The organism is Janthinobacterium sp. BJB304 (assembly GCF_002735765.1).
Taxonomy (GTDB): Bacteria; Pseudomonadota; Gammaproteobacteria; order Burkholderiales; family Burkholderiaceae_D; genus Janthinobacterium.
On the sequence record NZ_PDZN01000019.1, the window covers coordinates 1 to 23,363 of the forward strand.

A 23,363-nucleotide genomic window follows, 5' to 3' on the forward strand; every position below is an offset into this window, starting at 1 on the left:
AGCGGCACGGATTATGTCACGCGAAGGCGGCTCGTCCGGACCATGCACGATCCGTTGCGCCTGTGTTCCCCTTTAAACTCCCCGTGTAATGCACGGTAACTAGACTGGACTTGCCATCTGAGCTGTGCCGGTACCCTTTCTCCGCGTAGGCTGGTTGCGGTCAAGCGAATGCGCCGCCTCCGCGAGCTTCACCTTCTTGCTAGATTCTTCTCCCGCCTTCGGCTCCGTCTTTGGCTACGGTGCGGGCAGGCTCTGCCAACCACCTAAGGTCGGGTCAGAATATTAGACACTCTGTGCTAGGCGGTTGAGTACCCGGCGGCCGGAATAGTTTCGTAAGGGAACGGCGGCTAGCGGCCCGGCAAAGGCTTAGTTTATGTCGGGGATGGGGGGGAGTGACGGCCGCGGATAGTTTGGGGTCGCCACGTCCATCCAGTTGGCGCGGTGTGTGCTGCGTTGAAGCGCCAGACGCATGGTTCGGTTTTCGCGTGGGGGGGGGGGATTGCCATCGTCTCTTATCAAATAAACGCCGGTTCCGACAAGGATGGCGGGGCCATCAGCCAAAACGGCAGGGTGCCTGAGCAATTTATACAACAAGGGAAACAAATGATCAGTGCACATGAGAAACGAAAAACGCTCAGTGTCGCCGCCCGGCTTGGGCTGAGCTTTGCCCTGATGCTGGCGATGATGCTGGTGCTGACGGTGGTGAGCATCCGTAAGGTAAATTCGATCGAAGGCAGCCTCACCACGGTGAGCGAGGACAATAACGTCAAGCAACGCTATGCCATCAACTTCCGTGGCAGCGTCCATGACCGCGCTATCGCCCTGCGCGACCTGACCCTGGTAGGCGATACCGAGGTCAAGGATGTCGTATTGCTGATCAACCGCCTCGACGCCGACTACCAGCAGTCGGCCAGGCCCCTCGATGATATCTTCTCTGCCCATGGAGTACATGCACCCAATACGAAGGAGCGCGAGGCCCTGGCCCGGATCAAGGCGGTAGAAGCCCGCAGTGTGCCGCTGGCCGCGCGCATCATGGCTTTGCGCGCCAGCGGTGACGCCGATGGCGCGCGCCGGGTCATGCTGGCCGAGGCCAAGCCGGCCTTTATCGAATGGCTGGCGGCGGTCAATGCGTTCATCGATCTGCAGGAAAGCATGAGTCAGGCCGAATCGGCCAAGGCACGTTCGACGGCACGCGGCTTCCAGACCTTCATGCTGGTGCTGCTGGCGATCGCCATGGTGGCCGGCGCGGTCCTGGCCATGCTGATCACCCGCAGCATCGGCCGCGCCCTGGGTGCCGAGCCTGACGAAGTCAAGCAGCTGGCATTGGCGGTCGATCGCGGCGAGCTGTACCACATGGTGGCGCTGCGGCGCGTCGAGTCCGGCAAGCATCAGAGCATCATGGCCGCGCTCGCCGAGATGAGCGGCAATCTGCGCAGTACCGTGACCGAGGTACGGGATGCCGCCTCCGGTGTCGCCACCATCAGCGCCCAGATCGCCGCCGCCAATGGCGACCTGTCGGCCCGTACGGAAGACCAGGCCGCCTCCCTGGAAGAGACCGCCTCGGCCATGGAACAGCTGACCGCCACCGTCAAGCAGAATGACGGCCATGCACGCGAGGCCAACCAACTGGCCCACAACGCCTCGTACATCGCCAAAGAAGGCGGTGCCATCGTGGACGAAGTGGTGCACACCATGGCAGCAATCAATACCTCCTCCCGCAAAATCGTCGACATCATCGGCGTCATCGACGGCATCGCCTTCCAGACCAACATTCTGACCCTGAATGCCGCAGTGGAAGCGGCACGCGCCGGAGAGCAGGGGCGCGGCTTCGCGGTGGTGGCCACAGAGGTACGCAACCTGGCCCAGCGTAGCGCCGCAGCGGCCAAGGAGGTCAAACAGCTCATTGATGCCTCGGTGGACAACGTGGAGGCAGGCACGCGCCTGGTCGAACGCGCCGACGAGACCATGGAGCAGATCGTGGCCAGCGTGCAGCAGGTCACCGACGTGATGGGCGAGATTTCCTCGGCCAGCCGTGAACAAAGCCTGGGTATCGAAGAGGTGCACAAGGCCATCGCGCTGATGGACCAGGTCACACAACAGAACGCCACCCTGGTGGAACAAGCCAGCGCCGCCGTGGGTAGTCTGCAAGACCAGGCCCGGCACCTGACGCACGCCGTAGGGGTGTTCCAGTTGGGCACGCCCTCTCCGGCGGCACCGGTCATGGACCTTGCCCTCTCCCTCGAAGATGCCACTGTGCAGATCGCGGAACCGGCCTCGCCGCCCCCGCTGCGCCTAGTCAACGTCGGCAAGCGTGTCCGTGGCTAACGACAGCATGGCCCTGACGGCCTGGCCCGGCGATGAACCGCAGCGCCTGGCCGCGCTGCATGCCCTGCACTTGCTCGACACGGGCACCTCCGAAGACCTGGACAACATCACTCGCCTGTGCCACTCCCTGTTCGAGGTCAGCGGTGCCTACATCTCGCTCATCGACGCACGGCAACAGTGGATCAAGTCGCAAAGTGGCCCTGATATGTGCGCGGCCTCGCGTGAGCTGTCCTTCTGCGACCATACCGTCAGCCAGCGCGCCCTGATGCTGGTTGAGGACGCTGCCGCCGATGCACGCTTCGCCGACAACCCGCTGGTCGCAGGCCCCCCGTACATCCGCTTCTACGCGGGGGCGCCGCTGCTCACGCCCGAAGGCCACGCCATCGGCGCCCTGTGCGTGACCGATACCCGGCGCCGAAGCTTTGACGCTGCCCAGCGCCGGCAACTGCAACAACTGGCCGCGTTGGCCATGTCGCAGCTGCTGCTGCGACGTGCCATCGGACGGGTCGATTCCCTGACCGCCATGCCCAACAAGTACCAGCTGCGCGAGGATCTGGCGTCGCTGGTGCCGGTCGATGCGTCGGCGCAGGGCGCGTCGACGGGCCTTCGCTCGCTCGCCTACATCGACATGCCCGACGCCACTACTTCCTTTGAGATCGCTAGCGTACTGGGCCCGCGCATCCACGACGAGTTGATCCGCAACGTCGGCCAACGCCTGCAGATTTTGCTCAGGGGCGAGGCCGACGTGTATCACATCAGTGATGGCCGCTTCGCGCTGCTCTCGCATGCAGGCAGGGGCGATACGCTGGGCCTGCATCTGCGCGGCCTGACGGCGGCACTGGAAGAGCCGGTGGAGAGTATGGCAGTTCCCCTGAACCTGCCCAGCTATGGTGGCATTGTCCGCGTGGAACAGACCCACGACAGCCTGCGCGATGCACCGCGCAAGGCAGTGGCTGCGCTGCACGAGGCGCTGGCACGGCGCCAGCGCTGGTCCGACTATGATGCCGAAGCCGATGTGCTGCACCAGCGGCGTTTCCGCTTGCTCAATGACATTCAGGATGCGCTGCTGCCTGATCAAGCGGACGGGCGCGGCCTGACATTGGACTTCCAGCCCAAACTGGACTTGCGCAGCAACCGCTATCACGGAGGAGAAGCGCTACTGCGCTGGCGGCATCACGAGCTGGGGCCGATTTCGCCGGCGGAATTCATCCCGCTGGTCGAGCGCACCGCCCTGATTCGGCCCGTGTCGGCATGGGTCGTCGCGGCGGCTCTACGGCAGATGGCGGCATGGAAGGACGAGGGCTTGCCGGTCAAGCTCGCCATCAACCTGGCGGCGCCCAATTTCGAGGAGGCGGACCTGATTAAACGTCTTGAAGCGGCTTGCCGGGAAACCGGGATCGAGCCGTCCATGGTGGAGATCGAGTGCACCGAGGGCTTGTGGATGCATAGCCCGGCGGTGCTCAACTTGCTGCACGGGATCCGTGCGCTGGGCATGGGACTGGCCCTGGATGACTTCGGTACTGGCTACAGCAATTTCGCCTACCTGCAGCAAGTTCCGGCCTCGGTGGTGAAAATCGACCAGTCGCTGATCCGCCACCTCGACACCAGCCCGCGCGACCGGCGCATCGCACAGTCGCTGATTGCTCTAGCTAAGGAGCTGGAGTACCACATCGTAGCCGAAGGCGTCGAAACAGCGGAAACCTTGGCGCTGCTACGCGAGTGGGGCGTGGATGAAGCACAGGGTTACTACATGGCCAAGCCACTAACCGCCGAGGCCTTTGCAGTGCATCTACGGGCAACGTTCGATCACCTGTAGCTCTCGGGCGTAGAAGACGACTGCGAAGATATTCTTAGAACGTGTTCACGATCTCCTGATCAGCATCGCCAGGAACGCCAAGTGGATGAACTGCAAGCTGGTGTTGAGCCATCGTTCGCAGTTTTTCCATAGTCGTCTGTTTTTCTCCAGCCAGGCAAAGCTGCGCTCTACCACCCAGCGCTTGGGGATCGACGAACAGCTCGTGCACGCGGCTACGCAATGCCATGCGCTCAACATCAATGTGCCGGGCGCGCTCCCGATACGCATACAGGCATGACCGCGCTGCGTCGAACACCGCGCAGATCAACTCGATTGATTCGTCACCACAGATCTGATCGATTACCTCGTACGTTCTATCCCTTCCGACATCAAGAGCGCGGTAGCCTTTTTTAAAATGGGCTTCTCCCGCTCGAGACGCTCAATGCGTGCTTCGAGTTCCTGTATTCGCTGCTGATCAGGCGTCATTGCCTTACTCTGTGGCGTGATGCCCTGCCGCTCCAACTGAAGCTGCTGCACCCAGCGGCGCAGCACTGATTCGCCGATGCCCACCGACCGGCTTGCCTCCACGCGGCTGCATCCTTGATCCAGCACCAAACATGCCGCCTGCTGTTTGAACTCAGGGGAAAACGTACGTCTTTGCTTGCTCATCAAACACCTCTCCATGGCGAGCATTCTCGCCTAAATCAGTGTCCGGGTACATTAAACCACTACAGACGCCCCCCAACTCTCACGTCGTGGAAGTTCGATGTGTGTAAATCCCTCAAATACGAGCAAATGGGGCGGCAAGCCAACTGGTCACAATCGAATGTCGCATCGGGCAGCCTCCCAGCTGACGTAAATGGCTGACAGCGTAGCGTCGTGGATTGATAGGGAGCGAAAGGACATTGTAATTCCTAAAAACTTCAAATGGCTGCTTCTAGCTATTGTGTTGAAAAATTCGAACGGCAACCATTTCGGAATGTATCAGACCTCCATGCAGTCGGTGATCGTTCAATAGCGGCGGTTCTGGCCAGTCGAGGTTGACAGGATTTCTATCTAAACATCAACGTACCCGTGTTTTTCAACACAATAGGCCGGTAGCAGACGACCGGAATCGCTCAGCCCACGAAGTCATTACTTTCATGACAAGCAAGTGGTTTTATCCGGTGCTTCCAGCCATCTGCCGGCCCTTTACGGCGCCGCCGCCGTCTCCTCCGGGCAGCTGACCTCATCCTCCTGCGTGTACAAGGTCATCGGTACGCGCTGGCCGTCGACTTCCAGCTCGCGCACTTTCGGCGGCACCAGCTGGAACTCGCCCGCCTGCAGTTTTTCGCGCAGGGGCTTGCAGCGCAGGGCGTCGGTGGGGATTTGCCCGCGCGCGGTCCAGCTGCCGTCGTCCTTCTCGGCCAGCAAGACGGATGAGGCCCGCGGGTCATTGCTGATCAGCAGCACGTCCTGCTTGCCGTCGCCATCGAAATCGAGCAGGTAGGCGTCGCACTGGGGCCCTGCCCGCTTCAGGCAGGCGGGCAGGCGCCAGGCCGGGCTCACTTGCGTCCAGTCCTGGCGCAGGAAACTCTGCGGCAGCTTGGCCGTGGCCGGGCGCAGGGTCAGGTTGATCGACACGTCGCTCAGCGCGCCCGTCTCGTCGAGACGGTTCTGGCGCTTGAGCATGGCCTCGGCGCGCGCCCGCACGATGGCGGCGTCCGGGCCCGTCGTACGCGTCTTGAGTTCCTGCAAGGCCGCCTGGCCGTAGCGGGCGCCCTGGAAGCGCAGGTATTCGAAATCGAACTTGTCCACGCCAACCTTGCCGCTTTCCAGGCGCGCCATCTGGCTGGCCACGGAAATGCGCGCCGGGTCGGCCAGCGGCGAGAACAGGGCGAACAGCACCAGCAGGGTAACAAAGGCGGTGGCCACGTTGACGTTGGCGATCAGGTGCAGCCAGTCGCCGTACTTGCTGGCCGCCCAGGCATAGCCGGCGGCGTAGCAGGTGGCGACCAGCAGGCAAGCGGCGGCGATCAGGCGGTCGGAGGTCCAGCCATGCGACATCACGCGCAGGGTCAGCGCATAGATGGCAATGCCCACCACCCACGGCAGCAGCAAACATGCCAGGCGCGTGCCCAGGCGGATGCCGCGCGCCACGCCATGGCCCACTTCGCCATTCTGGAAGGCGGCATTGATCAGCACCACCAGCACGCCGGCCATGCCCAGCAGCACGGACGCCGCATGGCGCGTGGCCCACAGGCGCTCGAAGCCGATGAATGGCAGGGTCAGCAGGAAACCGGAAACGAGCACGGCGGCAATCGGCACCAGCCATGACAGCAGCACCAGCAGCAAGGTGCGGATGCCGCGCACGATGGATGGGCGCACGTCCGTAATGTGGATGGCGAACGAGAACGCGAAGCAGATGACGGGAATCACGAACCAGGCCTGGCCCAACAGCTTTTTCAGGAAACTGAGCTTGATCAGCAGAAACAGCTGCCCACCCAGCCACAGCACCAGCCACAGGCCCAGCACGAACAGCAGGGAGAACAGCAGCTGGATGCCCAGCTTCCAGGCGATTTCAAAGTAGGTCGGATAGCGGGCGATGCGCTGGCTATCCTGGGCGCTGGCCAGCACCAGCGCATGGGCGATATACAAGCCGACGACGCAAAAACCGAACAGCTGGGCGGAAATGACGCGCAGGGGCGCGCCCGGCTTGTAATTGCCCCAGATCACGTGTTCGGCGCCGCGCGCCACGTCATGCCAGGCCAGCACGGCCAGCACGACGGCCGCGCCCGCCATCCACAGCGCGATGCGCTTCACCGACATATGGCCCAGGCTGGACACCAGCAGGATGGGCAGCAGCAAGCTGATCAGCATCAGCGGCCCCAGCAGGTAGGCTTCCGTCGCGGGCCACACCTTGTCCTGCGCCGTGCTGTACAGCCAGTACAGCAGCAAGCCTTGCAGCAAGCCCGTCACCAGGCGCGTCACCGCGATGCGCGGCGCCACCACCGGATCGAGCAACGCCATGTTTTTTCCTGCGGCATCCTGCTGCATAGTCATTCCTTTAATAGTCGTTTATTGCTGTAAAGCACGGCCATTATTGCATTTCGTTATATTCATCTCAACAGCGATTCGTGCGCGCGCCCTTCCCGCCCATCCCCGGCGCGGTGCAATGGCAGGCTTTGCGCGAGGCCCCAGGCCAGTTCCGGCACGAGGAACAGCCACAACAAAGGCTGGCCCGTCTCCAGCAGCGCCCACGCCATCCAGGTGGAAAACAGGTAGCGGGCCGCCGCGTCGTAGCGGCCGAAGCGCGGCTGCGGGTCAAGCATGCGCAGCACGGACCAGACCATCACCACGCTGCCAAACAAGCTGCTGATCAGCAGATGCAAGGGCTCGAAGAGAGGCAGCGGCGCGCCGCCCAGGCCCACATTGAGGGCGTTCAAGTGTTCGCGCAGCAGCAAAAACGTCCACGGCGTGATAAACGGGGCCGTCATGAGCACATCATAAATGGCGCTGGCGCGCACCACGCGGCGGAAGGCGGAAACGGACAACATGGGAACTCCTGTCTATGAAAAGCGCCCATGATCAAGCTTGGAGTACACTCCATGGTCAAGCATTTTATGAAAGAAAAAACCATGCAGATCGGCGAGATGGCACAGGCGACGGGCTTGAGCCGCGATACCCTGCGCTTCTATGAAAAACGGGGCTTGCTGCGCGCGCGGCGCGGCGCGAACGGCTACCGCGACTACCCGCCCGAAGCGGCCGACTGGCTGCGCTACCTGCGCACGGCGCAGCAGCTGGGCTTTACCCTGGCGGAAATCGAGGCCGACATGCCGCTGCTGGCGGCCGCCGGCGATCCCGCCACGGCGGATCTGCTGCGCGCGGCGCTGGCGCGCAAGCTCGGTGAAATCGATGCGCGCATCGATGGACTGACGCAGTTGCGCGGCGAACTGGTGCGGCGTATGGGGGCGGCAGCGGCGGCGTGCCCGTTGCGCGGCGATGCCGGTGCGAATCCCTGAACTGCTGCCGTGGCTGTTCCTGCTGGGCGCAGGCAGCGCACAAGACCCCTGACGTAAAAAAACCGCCTGTGCATGGCAGCAGGCGGTTTGATGTCGGGCAACCCCGGCTTACTTGGCAGCCTTGCGGCGGCGCAGGAAACCCATCAGGCCCAGGCCGGCCAGCAGCATGGCGTAGGTTTCCGGTTCCGGCACGGCGGCCATCACGGACACGTTGTCGATGACGGCGCCCGAGTAATTATCGAATGGCGTGCCGGCCTTGGCGGCACTGGCAAACGACAGGGTCGCCAGGCCGGTGGAAGCGGCAGTGAAGCTCAGGGTGTTGCTGTACAAGGTGTTCGACGCGGCAGCGGTCGAGTAGAAATTACCGGCCGCGCCACCGAAATTGACGCTCACGCCCTGGCCTGCGGGGCCGCCGGAATTGCGCGCCATGTCAAAGCTCAGATTGTAAGTCTGGCCGGCAACGACATTGAAATTTTGCGACAGGAAACCAGGGCCAGGCGTGCCCAGCATATCGATGCTGTAGCCATCGATGGCGTTATATGCATTGCGGATCAGGTCGACGGAGCTGGCGCCCACGGTCCAGCCCGTAATGGCCGAGGAACCGCTGTTGACGACTTTAAAACCGCTGTCGAAGGTATAACCGGAAGCGACCGTGTCAAAATTGCCGTTCGTAATCAGGTTGACGGGGCTGGCGCTGGCGGTGCCTGCGGCAAACAGGGCGACAACTGCTGCGATGGTGGCGATTTTCATGATCTGATTTCCTTGCTTTGTTGATATTAAAGTTTCCTTAAGTGAAATCATATCTCAGCCGTGATGAAAATCAAAGAACTTTGCAGAAATATATTGAATATAGATAATTTGCAACGCTTTCAGGCGCGCTGCGCCGTCAATCGAGTTCCTGCCTCGCCACCAGGATGCCGTCCGCATCGGCATAGATCCAGTCGCCCGGATGCACGGCCACGCCGCTGAGCTGCACGCGCACGTCGCGCTGGCCGGCGCCCGTCTTGTTGCTCTTGCGCGGATGCGTGGCCAGGGCGCGCACGCCGATCTGGCAGACATTGATTTCCTCGCTGTCGCGGATGCAGCCATCGACAACGATGCCGGCCCAGCCATTGCTTTCGGCCAGCACGCCCAGTTGGCCGCCCACCAGCGCGCGGCGCAGGCTGCCGCCGCCATCGATGACCAGCACGTGGCCCTGGCCCGGCGTTTCCAGCGTGCTGCGCACGAGGGCGTTGTCCTCGAACACTTGCAAGGTGGTGGCGGGCCCGCTGAAACGCACGCGCTGGCCGAAAGCGCGGTACACGGGCGGCAGCACGGCCAGAGTGCCGTCGTCGAGCATGGCCGCATAGTCGTCGCACAGGTCGGTGGTGGCAAAGGTCATGGAGATTCCTTTCGTAGCAGATGGCAACGATTCTATGCCTTTTGCAGCGCGGCGGCACGTGTTTTGCCGCCCACTCCCACGGCCGTGGCAATCGCCAGCGCCTGGAACAGGCCGATAAACACGAACAACAGGGCCGGATGGTCGCCATCCATCAGCGCGCCAAAGAACAGCGGACCGACGGCCAGGCCGCTGTCGAGGCCCGAATACACGACGCCATACACGCGCCCGGTGGCATTCTTCGGCGCCGCCGCGCGTATCATCAAGTCGCGCGACGGCCCCGCCACGCCCGAGGTCAAGCCGATGGCGCCCATCAGCACCACCGCGCCCCAGGCCGGCACGACGGCCATGGACAGCAGCACGGCCAGCAGCGCGGCGGCGGAAAAGGCGATCGCCACGTTGCGGTCCGGCTGCTTGCTGCGCGCGCCCACCACGCCGCCGGCCAGCATGCCCACGGCCGAGGCCAGCATATAGGCCGTGTAGGCGCTGGTGGCCAACGCCAGGCTCATGCCGTACAGCTTGACGAGGGCCACGCTGGCAAAGCTCTGGATGCCGCCCAGGGCGATGGCGGTAATGAAGAAGAAGGCAAAGCACATCCACACGGCGGGCAGGCGCAGGAAATCCAGGGTGCCTTCGCCGCCAGCCGGCTGACCCGCTGCGGCTTTCTTGACAGGCTCGGGGCGGATGGCGTGACGGTTCAGGAACAGGATCAGCAGCACGCCGAACGGCAGCACGGCCGCGCATTGCAGCGCGATTCGCCAGTCATAATGGGTGGCGACATACGTCATGAACAGCGGTGCCAGGGCCCAGCCGATGTTGCCGCTGATGCCATGCACGGAAAAACCGTAGGCCACGCGGGCCGCCGAAACGCGCTGGTTGAGGATGGTATAGTCGGCAGGATGGAACACGCTGTTGCCCATGCCGGCCAGCATGGCGCCCAGCATCAGCGCGGCATAGCTGTGCGCGGTGGACAGGGCCAGCGCCGACACGCCCAGCAGAAAGACGCCGGAAAACAGCACGGCGCGGGCGCCGAAGCGATCGACGACAAAGCCGGCCAGCGCCTGCCCCACGCCCGAGATGATGAAAAACACCGTCATCAGCAGGCCCAGCTCCGCATACGACAGGTCGAATGCGGGTTTCAGCCAGACGAACAGGGCCGCGAGGATCAGATGGTAGAAGTGCGACACGCCATGCGCCAGCCCCACCAGGGCGATGACGCGCGCATCGCCGCGCAAGGTTGGAAGTTCGGATGCTGAGTTAGTTGTTATCATGTCATACCCTGTCTTATACTGGTGAAGCTCAAGTGTATGCAAAATATCATCGTCTGTTTTCCGACAGGATGACATAATTTATCGAATTAAGGCCAAGCTGATGGGTGTACCTATCCTCCACCATACCCGCATGTGTCCGCCGCGGGAAGCGCCCAGCGCGACCATCCCCGTGACGATGATCGCGCGCGACCTGCAACCCGATGAATTCTTGTTACCGCATACCCACCCCTGGGGCCAGGTCACGATGGCGCTCGAAGGCGTGCTGCGCATCACTGCCAACAACAGCAGCTGGGTGCTGCCGCCCATGCGCGCCATCTGGATCGCGCCCAACGTGGAGCATGCCGTCACGATACTGGAAAAAACCCGCTTGCGCCCCCTGTGCATCCACGCCGCACGCGCGCCGTTCGCGGGCCAGGATTGCAAGGTGCTGGAAGTGTCGAACCTGCTGCGCCAGCTGATCATGGCGCTGGAACAGCTGGATCCGGGCCAGGAACCGGCGCGCGAGGCCTTGCTGGCCGAACTGATCCTCGATGAATTGAAACGCTCGTCCACGCGCCCCATCCGCGTCCCCTTGCCCAGCGACAAGCGCCTGAAGACCCTGTGCGACAGCCTGATCGAGAAACCGGGTCTGAATCAGACCCTGGAACACTGGGCGCAGCTGGTCGGCGCCTCGGAACGCACCCTGGCACGGCTGTTCGAACGCGAATTGGGCATGAGTTTTGGCCAGTGGCGCCAGCAGGTGCGCCTGGCGCACGCGGCGCCCCTGATCGCGCGCGGCGTGCCGCTGTCGCAGGTGGCCGAAGAACTGGGCTACGCTAGCCAGTCGGCCTTTTCCGCCATGTTCAAGAAGACTTTCGGCAGTTCGCCATCGGCCTTCTTTGCCCAGGGCGAACGAATATAGCAAGCGCGCCGATATCGTGCTCAGGGCAAGGGGCAGCGCCGCAGACAGTACGCTGGTACGGCAAGGCGGCGCAACACCGCCATGGGCGCTTTAGTGGTGCGCCCTCAGGCCATGAAGTCGAAGAGGGAATTCTTGCCGGTATAGCCCGGCAAGGCCGAGTTCGTTCCCATCTGTTCCTGGGCCGAATAGGCTTTGATCAGCGCCTGCGCCTGGGCCGTCAGCGCCTTGGCCAGCACGGCTTTCTTGTTGGTCAGCGTGGTGATATCCTTGCCGACCGTCTGCACTTCCTTGCGGATGATGCTCGTTTCGCCTGTCAGCTCGCCGATCTTGCTGGAAAACTGGTCGGCCACGCCCTTGCCGTTATTCGTAAACAACTTGCTGACGGCATCCGGGTCGGCAGCGATGGCGGCCTTGAGTTTTTTATCGTCGAGCACCAGTTCTCCGCTCTTGCCCAAGGTCACGCCAGCGCTGCTGAGGATGGAGGCGGGCACGCCCGTGCTGGCCGTGCGCAGCACTTGCTCCATCTGCGAACGCACCTGGCCCAGGGCCGTGTCGGATTTCAAGTCGCCCTGCTGCAGGCTTTGCAGCTTGCTGTTGAGTTCATTGTAGGCCGTGACGAAGCTGGCCACATTGGTCGCGATCTGGCTGCTGTCCTTGGCGATGACGAGATCGGTCGTGCCCTTTTTCTTCAATTCGATGGTGGCGCCCTCGACCGCCGTCGTCAAGGTATTCGTGGCGCTCTTGATCTCCTTGCCGTCGACGGTGAGCAGCGCATCCTGCGCGGCAGCCGTCTGCTGCAGGCCCTTGCCGGCGCCGGGTGCATAGCTGAGCAGGTTGCTGACGGCAGCGTCGCCGGACACGCTGATGCGCATGCTGCTGTCGGCGCCGCTCTTGCCATTGATGGCCAGCGAATAGCCATCGGCGCCCTTCACCACGCTGGCGTCGACGCCCTGCTGCTTGAGCGCGGCGGCGATACCGTCAAGGCTATTGTTGCTGCTGTCTATCGTCAGCGAAATGACCTTGCCGCTGCCGGGCGTAAATTGCTTGCCGTCGGCCGTGCCCACTTCGATTTTGACCAGCGCCGGCGCCCCCGTGCCGATGGCCGCGCTCGACGATTTCTGCGCGCCGCTGAGCAGGGTCTGTCCCTGCGCGAGTTGCTTGACGTTCAGCTCATGGCTGCCGCTGACGGCCTTGTCGGTGGTGGTGGCGCTCAGCACATCCTTGGTGCTCGACGTGGCCGACGTGGCCAGGCCGCTGCCGGCCATGTTCTTGGCCACGGTCTGGAATTTTGCCAGCGCCGATTGCAGCTGGCCCAGGCCCGAGAACTTGGCCTGGTCGCGCGCCAGGCTGGCGTTGAGCTTGACGACGCCCGTGTTCTGCGACTGCATCTGGCGCTCCACCTTCGCATACACATCGGCCGAGATATTGCCCTGCGTCGTCTGCTGCGTGTTGTTGGTGTAAGCCCTGCTGTTGATGGTCGAATTAAACATGGTAGGCATTCCCGTCGGGTGTATGGTCATGGCACACGGTTCAGGTCTTGACCGTGCTGCGCTGGAAACGGACGGCAGGCGCGCGTGGCGCGGCAAGGTCCCTCTTCTGGTTGATAATTATGCAGTATTACCGGAATATCAAAACAGCGAACAGAACAGGTTTTTCCTGACTGCAAACCCATATGCACCATTTTAGCGCATTTCATTTGCAGCCGATCTTATCTTGTTTCAGCGCATGAATCTCGAAATGGCGCTGCTGACAGCCATGTCCAGCTGCGGGAAAGTGAGTCCCACCTTGAAACCTGCACTGCTGAAAATGCAGTGCGAGACGGACACGCGCGCCTCAATGATGTGCGCCGCGCCATCGTAAAACAGCTCGAACAGCACCTTGCCCTGCTTGCCTGCCGGTAGCGGTTCCGCGATGACGGCCGTCATGCCGCCCGGCCCCACGTCAAGGGTGCGCGCCGCCACGGGGTCCGCGCCGTCCATCACCAACATTGCCTTGGCACGCAATATCTTGCGTGCGCCCTGCCTTTGCTCAACTAACACTATATTCCGCTTCTCTATCAATTCATTGTCGACGCGAACTCGCTACGCGAATTCATCGGACAAATATTATAGTTCCAAACGGAAACTTTGTTTGACTTACCTCAAGCTTGGCATTTAAACCATACCAACTCTTACTCCAGGTCGCGCAATTTATTGAACGCTTCGTCGATGCGCTCGACGCCGATGACCTTGAGGCCTTCGATGACTTGCTTCGGCAGGTTGGACTTGGGCACCACGGCCAGGGTAAAGCCCAGCTTGGCCGCTTCGCGCAAGCGTTCCTGGCCCCGCGGCGCGGGGCGGATTTCGCCGGCCAGTCCCACTTCGCCAAACACCACGAGCCCCCGCGGCAGGGGCTTGTTGCGCATCGACGAATTGATTGCCAACAACACGGCCAGGTCGGCCGCCGGTTCCGTGATCTTGACGCCGCCGACGGCGTTGATGAACACATCCTGGTCGAAGGCGGCGATGCCCGCATGGCGATGCGCCACGGCCAGCAGCATGGCCAGGCGGTTCTGCTCCAGGCCGACGGACAGCCGGCGCGCATTGGGCAAGTGACTCGTATCGACGAGGGCCTGGATTTCCACCAGCAGGGGGCGCGTGCCTTCCTGCGTCACCATCACGCACGAGCCAGGCACCTGGTTGTCGTGCTGCGACAGGAACAGCGCGGACGGGTTCGACACCCCTTTCAAGCCCTTTTCCGTCATGGCGAACACCCCCAGCTCATTGACGGCGCCGAAACGGTTCTTGATGGCGCGCACGAGGCGGAAACTGGAGTGGGCGTCGCCCTCGAAATACAGCACCGTGTCGACGATATGCTCGAGCACGCGGGGGCCGGCCAGCGCGCCCTCTTTCGTCACGTGGCCCACCAAAATGATGGTCACGCCCGTCTGCTTGGCCGCCCGCGTCAATTGCGCCGCGCATTCGCGCACTTGCGCCACGGAACCGGGCGCCGAGCTGAGGGCGTCCGAATACACGGTCTGGATCGAGTCGATGACCACCACTTCCGGCTTCAGGTCGTTCAAGGTGGAGAGGATCTTTTCCAGCTGGATCTCCGCCTGCAATTTGAGTTCCTTGGCGTCGATGACGAGGCGCTTGGCGCGCAGGGCGATCTGCGCGCCCGATTCTTCGCCGCTGACGTACAGCACGCGCTTGTGGTGCGACATGTTCGCCAGCGCCTGCAGCAGCAGGGTCGACTTGCCGATGCCGGGGTCGCCGCCGATCAGCACGACGCCGCCCGCCACCATGCCGCCGCCCAGCACGCGGTCGAATTCCTCGATGCCCGTGCCGAAGCGGGGCACGTCGATGGCGTCGATATCGTCGAGCGACAGCACGGGCGCCGTCTGCGCCAGCGACATGTGCTGCGGATTCGAATAGCGGTTGTTGCCGCCCGTCTCGGGCAGGGTTTCCACCATGGTATTCCACTGGTTGCACGAGGTGCATTGCCCCATCCATTTGTTGCTGATGGCGCCGCAATCGCTGCAGGTGTAGATGGTCTTGACTTTTGCCATGGTGTACTTTGCCCGGGTAAGATGAAACAGCTGGTTATATATACAGTATATACAAACCGCGCTTCCGCGTCACCCTACGCTTCGATCACCGGGACGCGCGGCGCCAGTGCGCACATCAGCTCGTAGCCGATGGTGCCGGCGGCCAGCGCCACCTCGTCGATCGGCATGCCCTGCCCCCACAAGGTGACGCTGCTGCCGACCTTGGCGCCCGGCACGTGGGTCAGGTCGACCATCAGCATGTCCATCGACACCCGGCCGATCAGCCCCGTGCGCACGCCGTCGACCAGCACGGGCGTGCCTTCGGGGGCGTGGCGCGGGTAGCCGTCCGCATAGCCGCAGGCCACCACGCCCACCTTGACGTTGCCGGCCGCCTCATAGCGGCTGCCGTAGCCGACCACGTCGCCGGCGGCGATGTCCTGGATGCCGATAATGCTGCTGCGCAAGGTCATCGTGGGCAGCAAGCCGAACGCCTGCGCGGACGTGCCGCCGGGAGCGCCGCTGGGTGTGCCGCCATACAGCATGATGCCGGGGCGCACCCAGTCGCTGTCCAGATGGTGCATCAGCACGCCGGCCGAATTGCACAGGCTGCGCGGCAGCGGCGTACCGATGCTGGAGGCGCCCGCTTCAAAACGCAGCATCTGCTGTTCCAACGGCAAGCGCGTGGGACCCGCCTCGTCCGCATTGGCGAAATGCGTCATCAGGGTGATCGTGCCGATATGCGGCATGGCGCGCAAGCGCGCATACGCGGCGGCGATGGCGTGCGGTGTGAAGCCCAGGCGGTTCATGCCCGTATTCATTTTCAGGTGCACGTCGATGGCGTGCGGCAGGCGGGCCGCTGCCAGCATGGCGATCTGTTCTTCGCAATGCACGCTGCCATTCAATCCATATTGCGCCATGACAGGCAAATCGCTGGCGTCGAAAAACCCTTCCAGCAGCAGGATGGGTTTGGTCCAGCCCAGTTCGCGCAAACGCACGGCATAATCGACCTCGACCAGCGCCAGGCCATCGGCGTCGGCAAAGCCCCGCATGGCCCGTTCCAGCCCGTGACCATAGGCATTCGCCTTGACGACGGCCCACACTTTGGCGCCGCGGGCACCGGCACGCGCGCGCGCCAGATTGTGTTGCATGGCATCGAGATGGATGGTGGCGAAGAGGGGCCTGGGCATATGCGTCGTTCACGGCAGGTGGGAAAGCCGTATTTTACCGGATGGGCCGCATGCGGTCCGGCACGCGGGTCCGCCGGCGCGCGCCGCAAGCGGGAGCCAGACCGGCGCACAGGACACCATGTATAAAATGCTCACATATATGTGTATTTTTCTACGGCAGAAAAATTAAGCTTCGCTTAGGCAAGACTATGCAAAGCAGCCCCTGCCAAACTTGGGGTTTGCTGTTTTTTCGTGGTATAAAGCAAGCCAGATATGATTTCAGGCAATCCAGAATGAATCGTGGTTTTTATACCATCATGGCGGCGCAGTTCTTTTCCTCGCTGGCAGATAACGCCCTCTTTTTTGTCGCCGTCGATTTATTGGTGTCCATGAAATCCCCGGCGTGGATCACGCCGCTACTCAAATTGTCGTTCGTGCTGTTTTACGTGCTGTTGGCCGCTTTTGTCGGCGCCTTCGCGGATGCTTTGCCAAAAGGCAAGGTCATGTTCATCGCCAACATGGTCAAGATCTTCGGCTGCGCCCTCGTCTTCTTCCATGTACACCCGTTGCTGGCCTACGCCGTCGTCGGTTTTGGCGCGGCCGTGTACTCGCCCGCCAAGTACGGCATCCTGACGGAACTGCTGCCGCCGGAAAAGCTCGTGGCGGCGAATGGCTGGATCGAAGGCTTGACCGTCACTTCCATCATCCTCGGCACCGTCATGGGCGGCGCGCTCGTCAGCGGCCACGTGTCCGACATGCTGCTGTCGATCGACATTCCGCTGATCAACACGGGCATCACCAGCAAGACGGAAGCGGCCTTGTGCGTCGTGGTGGGCATCTATGCGCTGGCGACCCTGGCCAACCTGAAGATTCCCGACACGGGCTGCGTGTATCCGCACCAGGAACGCAATCCTATCAAACTGATTACCGATTTTGCCAATTGCTATTCCATCCTGTGGAAAGACAAGCTGGGCCAGATCACCCTGGCCGTGACGACCCTGTTCTGGGGCGCCGGCGCCACCTTGCAGCTGATCGTGCTGGAATGGGCCAAGCAATCGCTGAACATGCCGTTCGACAAGGCGACCAGCCTGGTGGGCGTGGTTGCCATCGGCGTGGCCGCCGGCGCCGTGCTGTCGGCACGCTTCATTCCGCTGCGCAAATCGCTGACCGTCATTCCGCTCGGTATCGCCATGGGCGTGATCGTCATGATGATGACGCAAGTACACTCCGTGTGGATCGCCTACCCGCTACTGATCCTGATCGGCGCCCTGTCCGGCTTCTTCGTCGTGCCCATGAATGCCCTGCTGCAACACCGCGGCCACGTGCTGATGAGTGCAGGCCATTCCATCGCCGTGCAGAACTTCAACGAGAACCTGTCGATTCTCACCATGCTGGCCGTGTATTCGATCATGATCCGCTTGCACCTGCCGCTCAACATCATCATCACCCTGTTCGGCCTGTTTGTTGCCGGCACCATGTACGCCATCATGCGCAAGCACAAGCTGAACCAGGCTGAGCATGACAACTTGTCATTGATTGGCGAGCAGAAGCATTAACTTCCGGGGTCTGACCCCAACATTACGCAGGTAGCGCACCCGCTATCCGCCGTGCGGCAGCCTGCTGCGTCCAGTCATGCGGCACGACAAAACCGCGCGTGCGCTCCACTTCCCAGCCTTCGATAGTATCCACGGTGGCCACCATCACCGGTTGCGCCAGATCAAACAACTGCGCGCGCAGGGCCTCCACGTCGAGCACGTCCACGTCGCGGCCCTTGAACGGCGCCAGCCATTGCAGGCGCGGCAGCACGACATAGCGCTGCTCGGGTAATTGTGTTGGCGTGCACCAGAAGCCGTGACCGTGTTCGGGGGAAATGCCGTCCATGGCGGGCGTCACGCCGGCCGCATAAAACAGCCAGCCCTTGACCAGCGCCTGCGCCGCGCGCACGGGGTGCGCCAGCAGGGTTTGCGCGGCCGGGTGGCGGGACAAGGCCAGTTGTTTGTCGAGAATCTTGCGCATCTTCAAGCCCAGGGTGTCGGCCAGGTTCGGGCCAATCAAATGGTTGAAGTCGCCGGGATCGGGCGCCCCTTCGAGCAGGTAGAACTTGGTGGCGAATTCCCAGTGCAGCAATTCACTCTCGTCACGCAGCAGAAAATCAAACTCGCCCACCGTGTCGTTGCGGTTGACCTGCACTTGCAAGCCATGCGCGGCCAGCAAGCCATGTTGCTCAAAATAAAAGGCCAGCAGCTTTTCAGCGTACAGGCCCAGGCGGGAATAGAATTTCAGTCCCAACGCCGCATCGAGCGGCGACGGATCGTCCTGCAGCGCGCCCAGCCACGCCGCCACGGCAGGCGTGACGGGGGGCAAGCTGGCGATGCGCCCGCCCCAGTGGGGGCTGGCAGGATCGAGCAAGTCGGGCGAGTCGAGCAGCCAGGCCAGCGCCCGCACGCGGGGGTGCGTCAGATGGCCCCAGCGGCGTTCGAAGCGGGCCTGGAAGGTAGAGACGGCCGTATCAACCACCGTGCGTGCTTTTCGCCAGGCACAGGTCGGCCCAGGCACGCGCCTTGGCCTTGCCCGTCCCGTCCTGCAACAGTTGCTCTGGGTGGAAGGTGGCCACGACGGACGCACTGCCCAGCTGGCGCACCTTGCCCCGTACGGGTTTTTCGCCGGGATTGATGCCGGCGGCGGCCATCGAACCGAGGGTGACGATGGTGCGCGGCTGCAGCAGGGCCAGTTCGCGGTCAAAATACGGACGGCAGGCGGCCGACTCGGCCTCGGTGGGCAAGCGTTCCTGGCCCGTCTCGTCAAGCGGACGGCATTTCAGCAGGTGCGTGATGTACACGTCGCGCCCCGCGTCGACGTCGATGGCTTTCAACATATTGTCGAGCAATTTGCCCTGCTCGCCCGGCAAGGCGCGCCCTTCGCGTTCTTCCAGCCGCGAAGGGCTGCTGGCCAGCATCAGCCACGCACCCTGGCGGTCGCCACGGCCCATGACGACGCCCTTGCGCGTCTTGCACAAGTCGCAGCGCGCGCATTTGGCCACGGCGGCCGTCAAGCCTTCCCAGTCGAGGGCGGCGATATCCGTATCGCTGAGCTGTTTGACGGGCGGCGGTGGCGGCGCGTCGTCGAACCAGGCCGTGTCGTCGGGCGCGGCGGCAGGCACTGGCGTAGCGGCAACGGCGACGGGCGCCTCGGCCCTTACCTCCGCGACCACCTCGGCAGTCACCTCGGTCACTGCCTCAACGGCTTCCACGGCTTCCACGGCTTCGGCCACGGGCTCCGCCACGGCGACTTCCGCCTCCACGGCAGCCTCGACGACAATATCCACGACCTCGGGCACAGCGCCCTGGCGCAGGCGCCACAGGGGGCCGACGCCCATTTCATCGAGGAAAACGGCGCTGCGGCTCATAAGGTATAACGCATCACGATGGCGTCCTCACGTTGCGAGTTGCTGGCCGGATAGTATCCCTTGCGGCGGCCGATCTGTTCAAATCCATAGCGCTGGTAAATATCGAGCGCGCGCGTATTCGACGGGCGCACTTCCAGCAGCATTGATTCCATGCCCAGCTGGCGCGCGCAGGCGCAGGACTGGTTCAGCAGGAAGCGGCCCAGCCCCTGCCCCTGGATGGCGCCCTCGACGGCCACATTCAGCAAATGCGCTTCGTCGACGACCAGCATCAGCAAGAAGTAGCCCAGCAAGGTGCCATCCACGTCGCGCAGCACCCAGGCCGGGTAGCCGCTGTTGAGGGAATCGACAAAGTTGCCGTGCGTCCAGGGATGCGGATACACGCGCTGCTCCAGCGCCAGCACCTCAATCAAGTCCGCTTCCTGCATCGGCTGATAGTCGAGGCGCAGCAAGTCCCAGCCTGCCGCGCTGTCCTTGCCCGTCTCCATCATTGCGCCGACTCCGCAGCGGCCTTGGCGGCCTGCATGTCGAGGCGCTCGGCACTCGTGTAGGCGATCTTGTTGCGCAAGTACAAAGGCTGCGCATCGGCCGCCGTCACGCACTGGCCGGCCGCAAAGGCGATGCGCGCCAGCTGCGCCACTTGCACGGCGTGCGGCATGATGGCGGCGTCGGCCGTGGCGGCGCACGGCAACGCGGCCAGCGCTTCGGCGTAGGCACCAAAGCCGTTGCCGCAGCCGGTCACGTCGCCTTGTGGCGCCACGCCGGCCGGCGCGCTCAAGGCCGGCGGCAGGACGGCTTGCAAGCCATCTTGATAGTCATATTGCGCCCAGTACACTTCGCCCATGCGGGCGTCGAGCACGGTCACGATGTGCTGTGAGCCATGCTGCTGGTGGCAAGCGAGGGCCATGGCGTCGAGCGTGACGACGGGCACGACAGGCAAATTGGCGCCATAGGCCAGACCCTGCGCGATGCCGCAGGCCGTGCGCACGCCCGTAAACGAGCCGGGGCCGGAGCCGTAGGCGATGGCGTCGACGTCGGCCAGGGTCACGCCCGCTTCGGCCAGCAATTCCTGCACCATGGGCAAGATCGACTGGGAATGGGTGCGCACGCCCGACGAGGCACGGGACAGGACGACATCGCCGCGCAGCAAGGCGCAGGAGGCGAGTTCGGACGAAGTTTCAATGGCAAGCAAGGTGGGAAGTAAGATAGGCATGCCGTATTTTACCTTGCCGCGCCATGGCGCGGCACTCCCCGCTACGGCCTGCCAGGAGCAGGCGGGTAGCGGTCAAGCTAACGCGGCTTGCACAGCGGCCCCGCGAGGACGGCTATAATGAAAGACGCAGCCTATTATTTGACCGGCATCAAGTCTGCCGCGCCAAGCAATCGTTCAGCCATGACTAAGCAACACTACCAAGCTACATCGCTCAGCAACATCGTCTTTCCACTCTTGCCCTGGTCCGTTCCGTGAATCCACTTCTTGCTAAACTGCAACCATATCCATTCGAAAAGCTGCGCCAGCTGTTTGCCGGCGTGACCGTCAATCCCGAGTACGCGCCCATCAGCCTGGGCATGGGCGAACCCAAGCACCCGACGCCAGCCTTTATCGAGCAGGCGCTGGTCGACAATATCCACGGCCTGGCCAGCTATCCGACCACCATCGGCTCGGAAGCCTTGCGCAGCGCGATTGCCGGCTGGCTGGAACGCCGCTACGGCATCCCCAAGCTCAATCCTGCCACGCAAATCCTGCCCGTGAACGGTTCGCGCGAAGCGCTGTTTGCGCTGGCGCAAACGGTGATCGATCCGGCAGCCGGCTCGCTCGTGATCAGCCCGAATCCGTTTTACCAGATCTATGAAGGCGCCGCCTACCTGGCCGGCGCCGAACCGTATTTCGTCAATTCCGACCCGGCGCGCAATTTCGGCTGCGACTACGACAGCGTACCGGCCAGCGTGTGGGAAAAGGTCAAGCTGCTGTTCCTGTGTTCGCCGGGCAATCCGACGGGCGCCGTGCTCACCTTGACGGACTGGGAACACCTGTTCGCCCTGTCCGAGTGCTACGACTTCGTCATCGCCGCAGACGAATGCTATTCCGAAATCTACCACGGCGACACGCCCCCGCTGGGCGCGCTGCAGGCGGCGCACATGCTGGGCCTGTCCACCATCGAGCGCCCGTATGCGCGCCTGGTGGTGTTTTCCAGCCTGTCGAAGCGCTCGAACGTACCGGGCATGCGTTCGGGCTTCGTCGCCGGCGACGCGGAAGTACTGAAAAAATTCCTGCTCTACCGAACCTACCACGGCGGCGCCATGAGCCCCGCCGTGCAGGCGGCCTCCATCGCGGCCTGGAACGACGAAACCCATGTCGAGGAAAATCGCGCCAAGTACCGCGCCAAGTTCGACGCCATCACGCCGCTGCTGCAATCGGTGATGGACGTGCAATTGCCGGACGCCGGCTTCTACCTGTGGGCCGACGTCAGCCGCACGGGCCTGTCCGACACCGAATTCGCGCAACGCCTGTACGCCGAATATAATGTCACGGTATTGCCTGGCAGCTTCCTGGCGCGCGACGCGCACGGCATCAATCCCGGCCGCAACCGCATCCGCATGGCCCTGGTGGCCGAAACGGCCGAAGGGCTGGAAGCGGCGTTGCGCATAGTAAAATTCTGCCAGCAGCTTTCCGCATCCGCATCAACCAACTAAATAAACAAGACATCATCATGAGCCAACAACTGCAAACCATCATCGACCAGGCCTGGGAAAACCGCGCCGAGATCAATCCGCGCAACGGCACGGCCGAACTGCGCGACGCCGTCTCCCACGTCATCAATGGCCTGGACAACGGCAGCATCCGCGTGGCGGAAAAAACCTCGGGCGACTGGGTCGTCAACCAGTGGGTCAAGAAAGCCGTGCTGCTGTCGTTCCGCCTGGAAGACAACGTCGTCCTGCCATCGGACGGCACGATGCAGTTCTACGACAAGGTGCCGACCAAGTTCGCCAACTACACGGCCGAAGACTTCGCCAAGGGCGGTTTCCGCGTGGTGCCGCCAGCCGTCGCCCGCCGCGGCAGCTTCATCGCCAAGAACGTCGTGCTGATGCCGTCCTACGTCAACATCGGCGCCTACGTCGATGAAGGCGCCATGGTCGACACCTGGGCCACCGTCGGTTCCTGCGCGCAGATCGGCAAGAACGTCCACCTGTCCGGCGGCGTCGGCATCGGCGGCGTGCTGGAACCGATGCAAGCGAACCCGACCATCATCGAAGACAACTGCTTCATCGGCGCCCGTTCGGAAATCGTCGAAGGCGTGATCGTCGAAGAAAATTCCGTCATCTCGATGGGCGTGTACATCGGCCAGTCGACCAAGATCTACGACCGCGCCACGGGCGAAGTGACCTACGGCCGCGTGCCAGCCGGTTCCGTCGTGGTCTCGGGCAACCTGCCTTCGGAAGATGGCAAGTACTCGCTGTACTGCGCCGTGATCGTCAAGCGCGTGGATGCAAAAACCCGCGCCAAGACCGGCATCAACGAACTCCTGCGTGGCATTTGATCGTTGCGCTGTGAAGCATAAGTAATACCTGAATGTCCCGCTCCGGCGGGACATTTTC

At 62.9% G+C, this 23,363-nt stretch carries 20 protein-coding genes and 2 pseudogenes; 7 read left to right on the plus strand and 15 right to left on the minus strand.

Annotated elements, in window-relative coordinates:
* Window positions 1–603 precede the first annotated feature (603 nt).
* Both CSQ95_RS20940 and CSQ95_RS20945 read left to right on the plus strand, forming a co-directional pair.
* On the plus strand, window positions 604–2,325 hold the full coding sequence (locus tag CSQ95_RS20940; protein ID WP_099410905.1) for a methyl-accepting chemotaxis protein: 1,722 nt from the start codon (window positions 604–606) through the stop codon (window positions 2,323–2,325).
* On the plus strand, window positions 2,318–4,141 hold the full coding sequence (locus CSQ95_RS20945; protein WP_257218133.1) for a sensor domain-containing phosphodiesterase: 1,824 nt from the start codon (window positions 2,318–2,320) through the stop codon (window positions 4,139–4,141). Before CSQ95_RS20940 ends, CSQ95_RS20945 begins: the two co-directional genes overlap by 8 nt.
* 45 nt (window positions 4,142–4,186) lie before the next feature.
* Here the strand turns inward: CSQ95_RS20945 and CSQ95_RS20950 are convergent.
* The 4 genes and pseudogenes from CSQ95_RS20950 to CSQ95_RS20965 form a co-directional block, all read right to left on the minus strand.
* Window positions 4,187–4,330: pseudogene (locus CSQ95_RS20950) on the minus strand (transposase); the annotation flags it as partial.
* Window positions 4,293–4,789, minus strand: a pseudogene (locus CSQ95_RS30145) (transposase); the annotation flags it as partial. The pseudogenes CSQ95_RS30145 and CSQ95_RS20950, both read right to left, overlap by 38 nt.
* Window positions 4,790–5,311: 522 nt before the next feature.
* The gene (locus CSQ95_RS20960; RefSeq protein WP_099410993.1) at window positions 5,312–7,129 is read right to left on the minus strand and encodes a DUF4153 domain-containing protein; all 1,818 of its coding nucleotides are present in this window, start codon (window positions 7,127–7,129) and stop codon (window positions 5,312–5,314) included.
* Window positions 7,130–7,218: 89 nt separating this feature from the next.
* Complete coding sequence (locus CSQ95_RS20965) at window positions 7,219–7,656, minus strand: hypothetical protein (protein ID WP_070223970.1); 438 nt, start codon at window positions 7,654–7,656, stop codon at window positions 7,219–7,221.
* A gap of 81 nt (window positions 7,657–7,737) precedes the next feature.
* Here CSQ95_RS20965 and CSQ95_RS20970 point away from each other — a divergent pair, with 81 nt between their 5' ends.
* Entirely contained in the window at window positions 7,738–8,121 is a 384-nt protein-coding gene (locus CSQ95_RS20970) for a MerR family transcriptional regulator (RefSeq protein WP_070224176.1), read from the plus strand.
* Window positions 8,122–8,229: 108 nt separating this feature from the next.
* Here the strand turns inward: CSQ95_RS20970 and CSQ95_RS20975 are convergent, their stop codons facing one another.
* The 3 genes from CSQ95_RS20975 to CSQ95_RS20985 all read right to left on the minus strand — a co-directional run bounded on the left by CSQ95_RS20975 (window position 8,230) and on the right by CSQ95_RS20985 (window position 10,770).
* Window positions 8,230–8,871 carry a choice-of-anchor C family PEP-CTERM protein gene (locus CSQ95_RS20975; protein WP_070223973.1) on the minus strand — a complete coding sequence of 214 codons (642 nt, stop codon included), beginning with the start codon at window positions 8,869–8,871 and terminating at the stop codon, window positions 8,230–8,232.
* A gap of 136 nt (window positions 8,872–9,007) precedes the next feature.
* Entirely contained in the window at window positions 9,008–9,502 is a 495-nt protein-coding gene (rraA, locus tag CSQ95_RS20980; RefSeq protein WP_070223974.1) for a ribonuclease E activity regulator RraA, read from the minus strand.
* A 32-nt stretch (window positions 9,503–9,534) separates the two neighbouring features.
* Window positions 9,535–10,770: an MFS transporter gene (locus CSQ95_RS20985; protein ID WP_070223976.1), complete on the minus strand. Its 1,236-nt coding sequence runs from the start codon at window positions 10,768–10,770 to the stop codon at window positions 9,535–9,537.
* A gap of 100 nt (window positions 10,771–10,870) precedes the next feature.
* Here CSQ95_RS20985 and CSQ95_RS20990 point away from each other — a divergent pair, with 100 nt between their 5' ends.
* Window positions 10,871–11,671, plus strand: a complete 801-nt coding sequence (locus tag CSQ95_RS20990; protein ID WP_070223978.1) for a helix-turn-helix domain-containing protein — start codon at window positions 10,871–10,873, stop codon at window positions 11,669–11,671.
* 104 nt (window positions 11,672–11,775) lie between these two features.
* On the opposite strand, the gene fliD is transcribed toward CSQ95_RS20990, so the two are convergent.
* From fliD to alr, 4 genes are all read right to left on the minus strand, one after another.
* Window positions 11,776–13,161, minus strand: coding sequence for a flagellar filament capping protein FliD (gene fliD / locus CSQ95_RS20995; RefSeq protein ID WP_099410908.1), 1,386 nt, complete (start codon window positions 13,159–13,161; stop codon window positions 11,776–11,778).
* Between the two features lie 228 nt (window positions 13,162–13,389).
* On the minus strand, window positions 13,390–13,710 hold the full coding sequence (locus CSQ95_RS21000; RefSeq protein ID WP_257218134.1) for a PilZ domain-containing protein: 321 nt from the start codon (window positions 13,708–13,710) through the stop codon (window positions 13,390–13,392).
* A gap of 131 nt (window positions 13,711–13,841) precedes the next feature.
* Complete coding sequence (gene radA / locus CSQ95_RS21005; RefSeq protein WP_046683923.1) at window positions 13,842–15,218, minus strand: DNA repair protein RadA; 1,377 nt, start codon at window positions 15,216–15,218, stop codon at window positions 13,842–13,844.
* 74 nt (window positions 15,219–15,292) lie between these two features.
* Window positions 15,293–16,384, minus strand: coding sequence for an alanine racemase (gene alr / locus CSQ95_RS21010; protein WP_099410910.1), 1,092 nt, complete (start codon window positions 16,382–16,384; stop codon window positions 15,293–15,295).
* A gap of 272 nt (window positions 16,385–16,656) precedes the next feature.
* Here alr and lplT point away from each other — a divergent pair, with 272 nt between their 5' ends.
* Window positions 16,657–17,919, plus strand: coding sequence for a lysophospholipid transporter LplT (gene lplT, locus CSQ95_RS21015; RefSeq protein WP_099410911.1), 1,263 nt, complete (start codon window positions 16,657–16,659; stop codon window positions 17,917–17,919).
* 22 nt (window positions 17,920–17,941) lie between these two features.
* On the opposite strand, the gene CSQ95_RS21020 is transcribed toward lplT, so the two are convergent.
* Genes CSQ95_RS21020 through tsaB form a run of 4 tightly spaced genes read right to left on the minus strand, consistent with a single transcriptional unit; the run spans window position 17,942 to window position 20,979 of the window.
* Complete coding sequence (locus CSQ95_RS21020) at window positions 17,942–18,880, minus strand: DUF1853 family protein (protein WP_099410912.1); 939 nt, start codon at window positions 18,878–18,880, stop codon at window positions 17,942–17,944.
* The gene (locus tag CSQ95_RS21025; protein ID WP_099410913.1) at window positions 18,873–19,769 is read right to left on the minus strand and encodes a uracil-DNA glycosylase family protein; all 897 of its coding nucleotides are present in this window, start codon (window positions 19,767–19,769) and stop codon (window positions 18,873–18,875) included. Before CSQ95_RS21025 ends, CSQ95_RS21020 begins: the two co-directional genes overlap by 8 nt.
* Window positions 19,766–20,254, minus strand: a complete 489-nt coding sequence (gene rimI, locus CSQ95_RS21030) for a ribosomal protein S18-alanine N-acetyltransferase (RefSeq protein ID WP_373632658.1) — start codon at window positions 20,252–20,254, stop codon at window positions 19,766–19,768. Before rimI ends, CSQ95_RS21025 begins: the two co-directional genes overlap by 4 nt.
* The gene (tsaB, locus tag CSQ95_RS21035) at window positions 20,254–20,979 is read right to left on the minus strand and encodes a tRNA (adenosine(37)-N6)-threonylcarbamoyltransferase complex dimerization subunit type 1 TsaB (RefSeq protein ID WP_180279120.1); all 726 of its coding nucleotides are present in this window, start codon (window positions 20,977–20,979) and stop codon (window positions 20,254–20,256) included. Before tsaB ends, rimI begins: the two co-directional genes overlap by 1 nt.
* 251 nt (window positions 20,980–21,230) lie before the next feature.
* Here tsaB and dapC point away from each other — a divergent pair, with 251 nt between their 5' ends.
* Together dapC and dapD are read left to right on the plus strand one after the other, a co-directional pair.
* Entirely contained in the window at window positions 21,231–22,460 is a 1,230-nt protein-coding gene (gene dapC / locus CSQ95_RS21040) for a succinyldiaminopimelate transaminase (protein WP_099410915.1), read from the plus strand.
* Between the two features lie 17 nt (window positions 22,461–22,477).
* Entirely contained in the window at window positions 22,478–23,305 is an 828-nt protein-coding gene (gene dapD / locus CSQ95_RS21045) for a 2,3,4,5-tetrahydropyridine-2,6-dicarboxylate N-succinyltransferase (protein ID WP_070223998.1), read from the plus strand.
* The last annotated feature ends 58 nt before the right edge of the window (window positions 23,306–23,363 follow it).

Excerpts from the sequence above, each read along its gene's own strand:
- CSQ95_RS20965 (WP_070223970.1), bottom strand. The coding sequence starts at position 7,656 with ATGTTGTCCGTTTCCGCCTTCCGCCGCGTGGTGCGCGCCAGCGCCATT.
- radA (WP_046683923.1), bottom strand. The coding sequence starts at position 15,218 with ATGGCAAAAGTCAAGACCATCTACACCTGCAGCGATTGCGGCGCCATC.
- CSQ95_RS20990 (WP_070223978.1), top strand. The coding sequence starts at position 10,871 with ATGGGTGTACCTATCCTCCACCATACCCGCATGTGTCCGCCGCGGGAA.
- rraA (WP_070223974.1), bottom strand. The coding sequence starts at position 9,502 with ATGACCTTTGCCACCACCGACCTGTGCGACGACTATGCGGCCATGCTC.
- rimI (WP_373632658.1), bottom strand. The coding sequence starts at position 20,254 with ATGGAGACGGGCAAGGACAGCGCGGCAGGCTGGGACTTGCTGCGCCTC.
- tsaB (WP_180279120.1), bottom strand. The coding sequence starts at position 20,979 with ATGCCTATCTTACTTCCCACCTTGCTTGCCATTGAAACTTCGTCCGAA.
- CSQ95_RS20970 (WP_070224176.1), top strand. The coding sequence starts at position 7,738 with ATGCAGATCGGCGAGATGGCACAGGCGACGGGCTTGAGCCGCGATACC.
- lplT (WP_099410911.1), top strand. The coding sequence starts at position 16,657 with ATGAATCGTGGTTTTTATACCATCATGGCGGCGCAGTTCTTTTCCTCG.
- CSQ95_RS21025 (WP_099410913.1), bottom strand. The coding sequence starts at position 19,769 with ATGAGCCGCAGCGCCGTTTTCCTCGATGAAATGGGCGTCGGCCCCCTG.
- fliD (WP_099410908.1), bottom strand. The coding sequence starts at position 13,161 with ATGTTTAATTCGACCATCAACAGCAGGGCTTACACCAACAACACGCAG.
- CSQ95_RS20985 (WP_070223976.1), bottom strand. The coding sequence starts at position 10,770 with ATGATAACAACTAACTCAGCATCCGAACTTCCAACCTTGCGCGGCGAT.
- CSQ95_RS20960 (WP_099410993.1), bottom strand. The coding sequence starts at position 7,129 with ATGGCGTTGCTCGATCCGGTGGTGGCGCCGCGCATCGCGGTGACGCGC.
- CSQ95_RS20940 (WP_099410905.1), top strand. The coding sequence starts at position 604 with ATGATCAGTGCACATGAGAAACGAAAAACGCTCAGTGTCGCCGCCCGG.
- alr (WP_099410910.1), bottom strand. The coding sequence starts at position 16,384 with ATGCCCAGGCCCCTCTTCGCCACCATCCATCTCGATGCCATGCAACAC.
- CSQ95_RS20975 (WP_070223973.1), bottom strand. The coding sequence starts at position 8,871 with ATGAAAATCGCCACCATCGCAGCAGTTGTCGCCCTGTTTGCCGCAGGC.
- dapD (WP_070223998.1), top strand. The coding sequence starts at position 22,478 with ATGAGCCAACAACTGCAAACCATCATCGACCAGGCCTGGGAAAACCGC.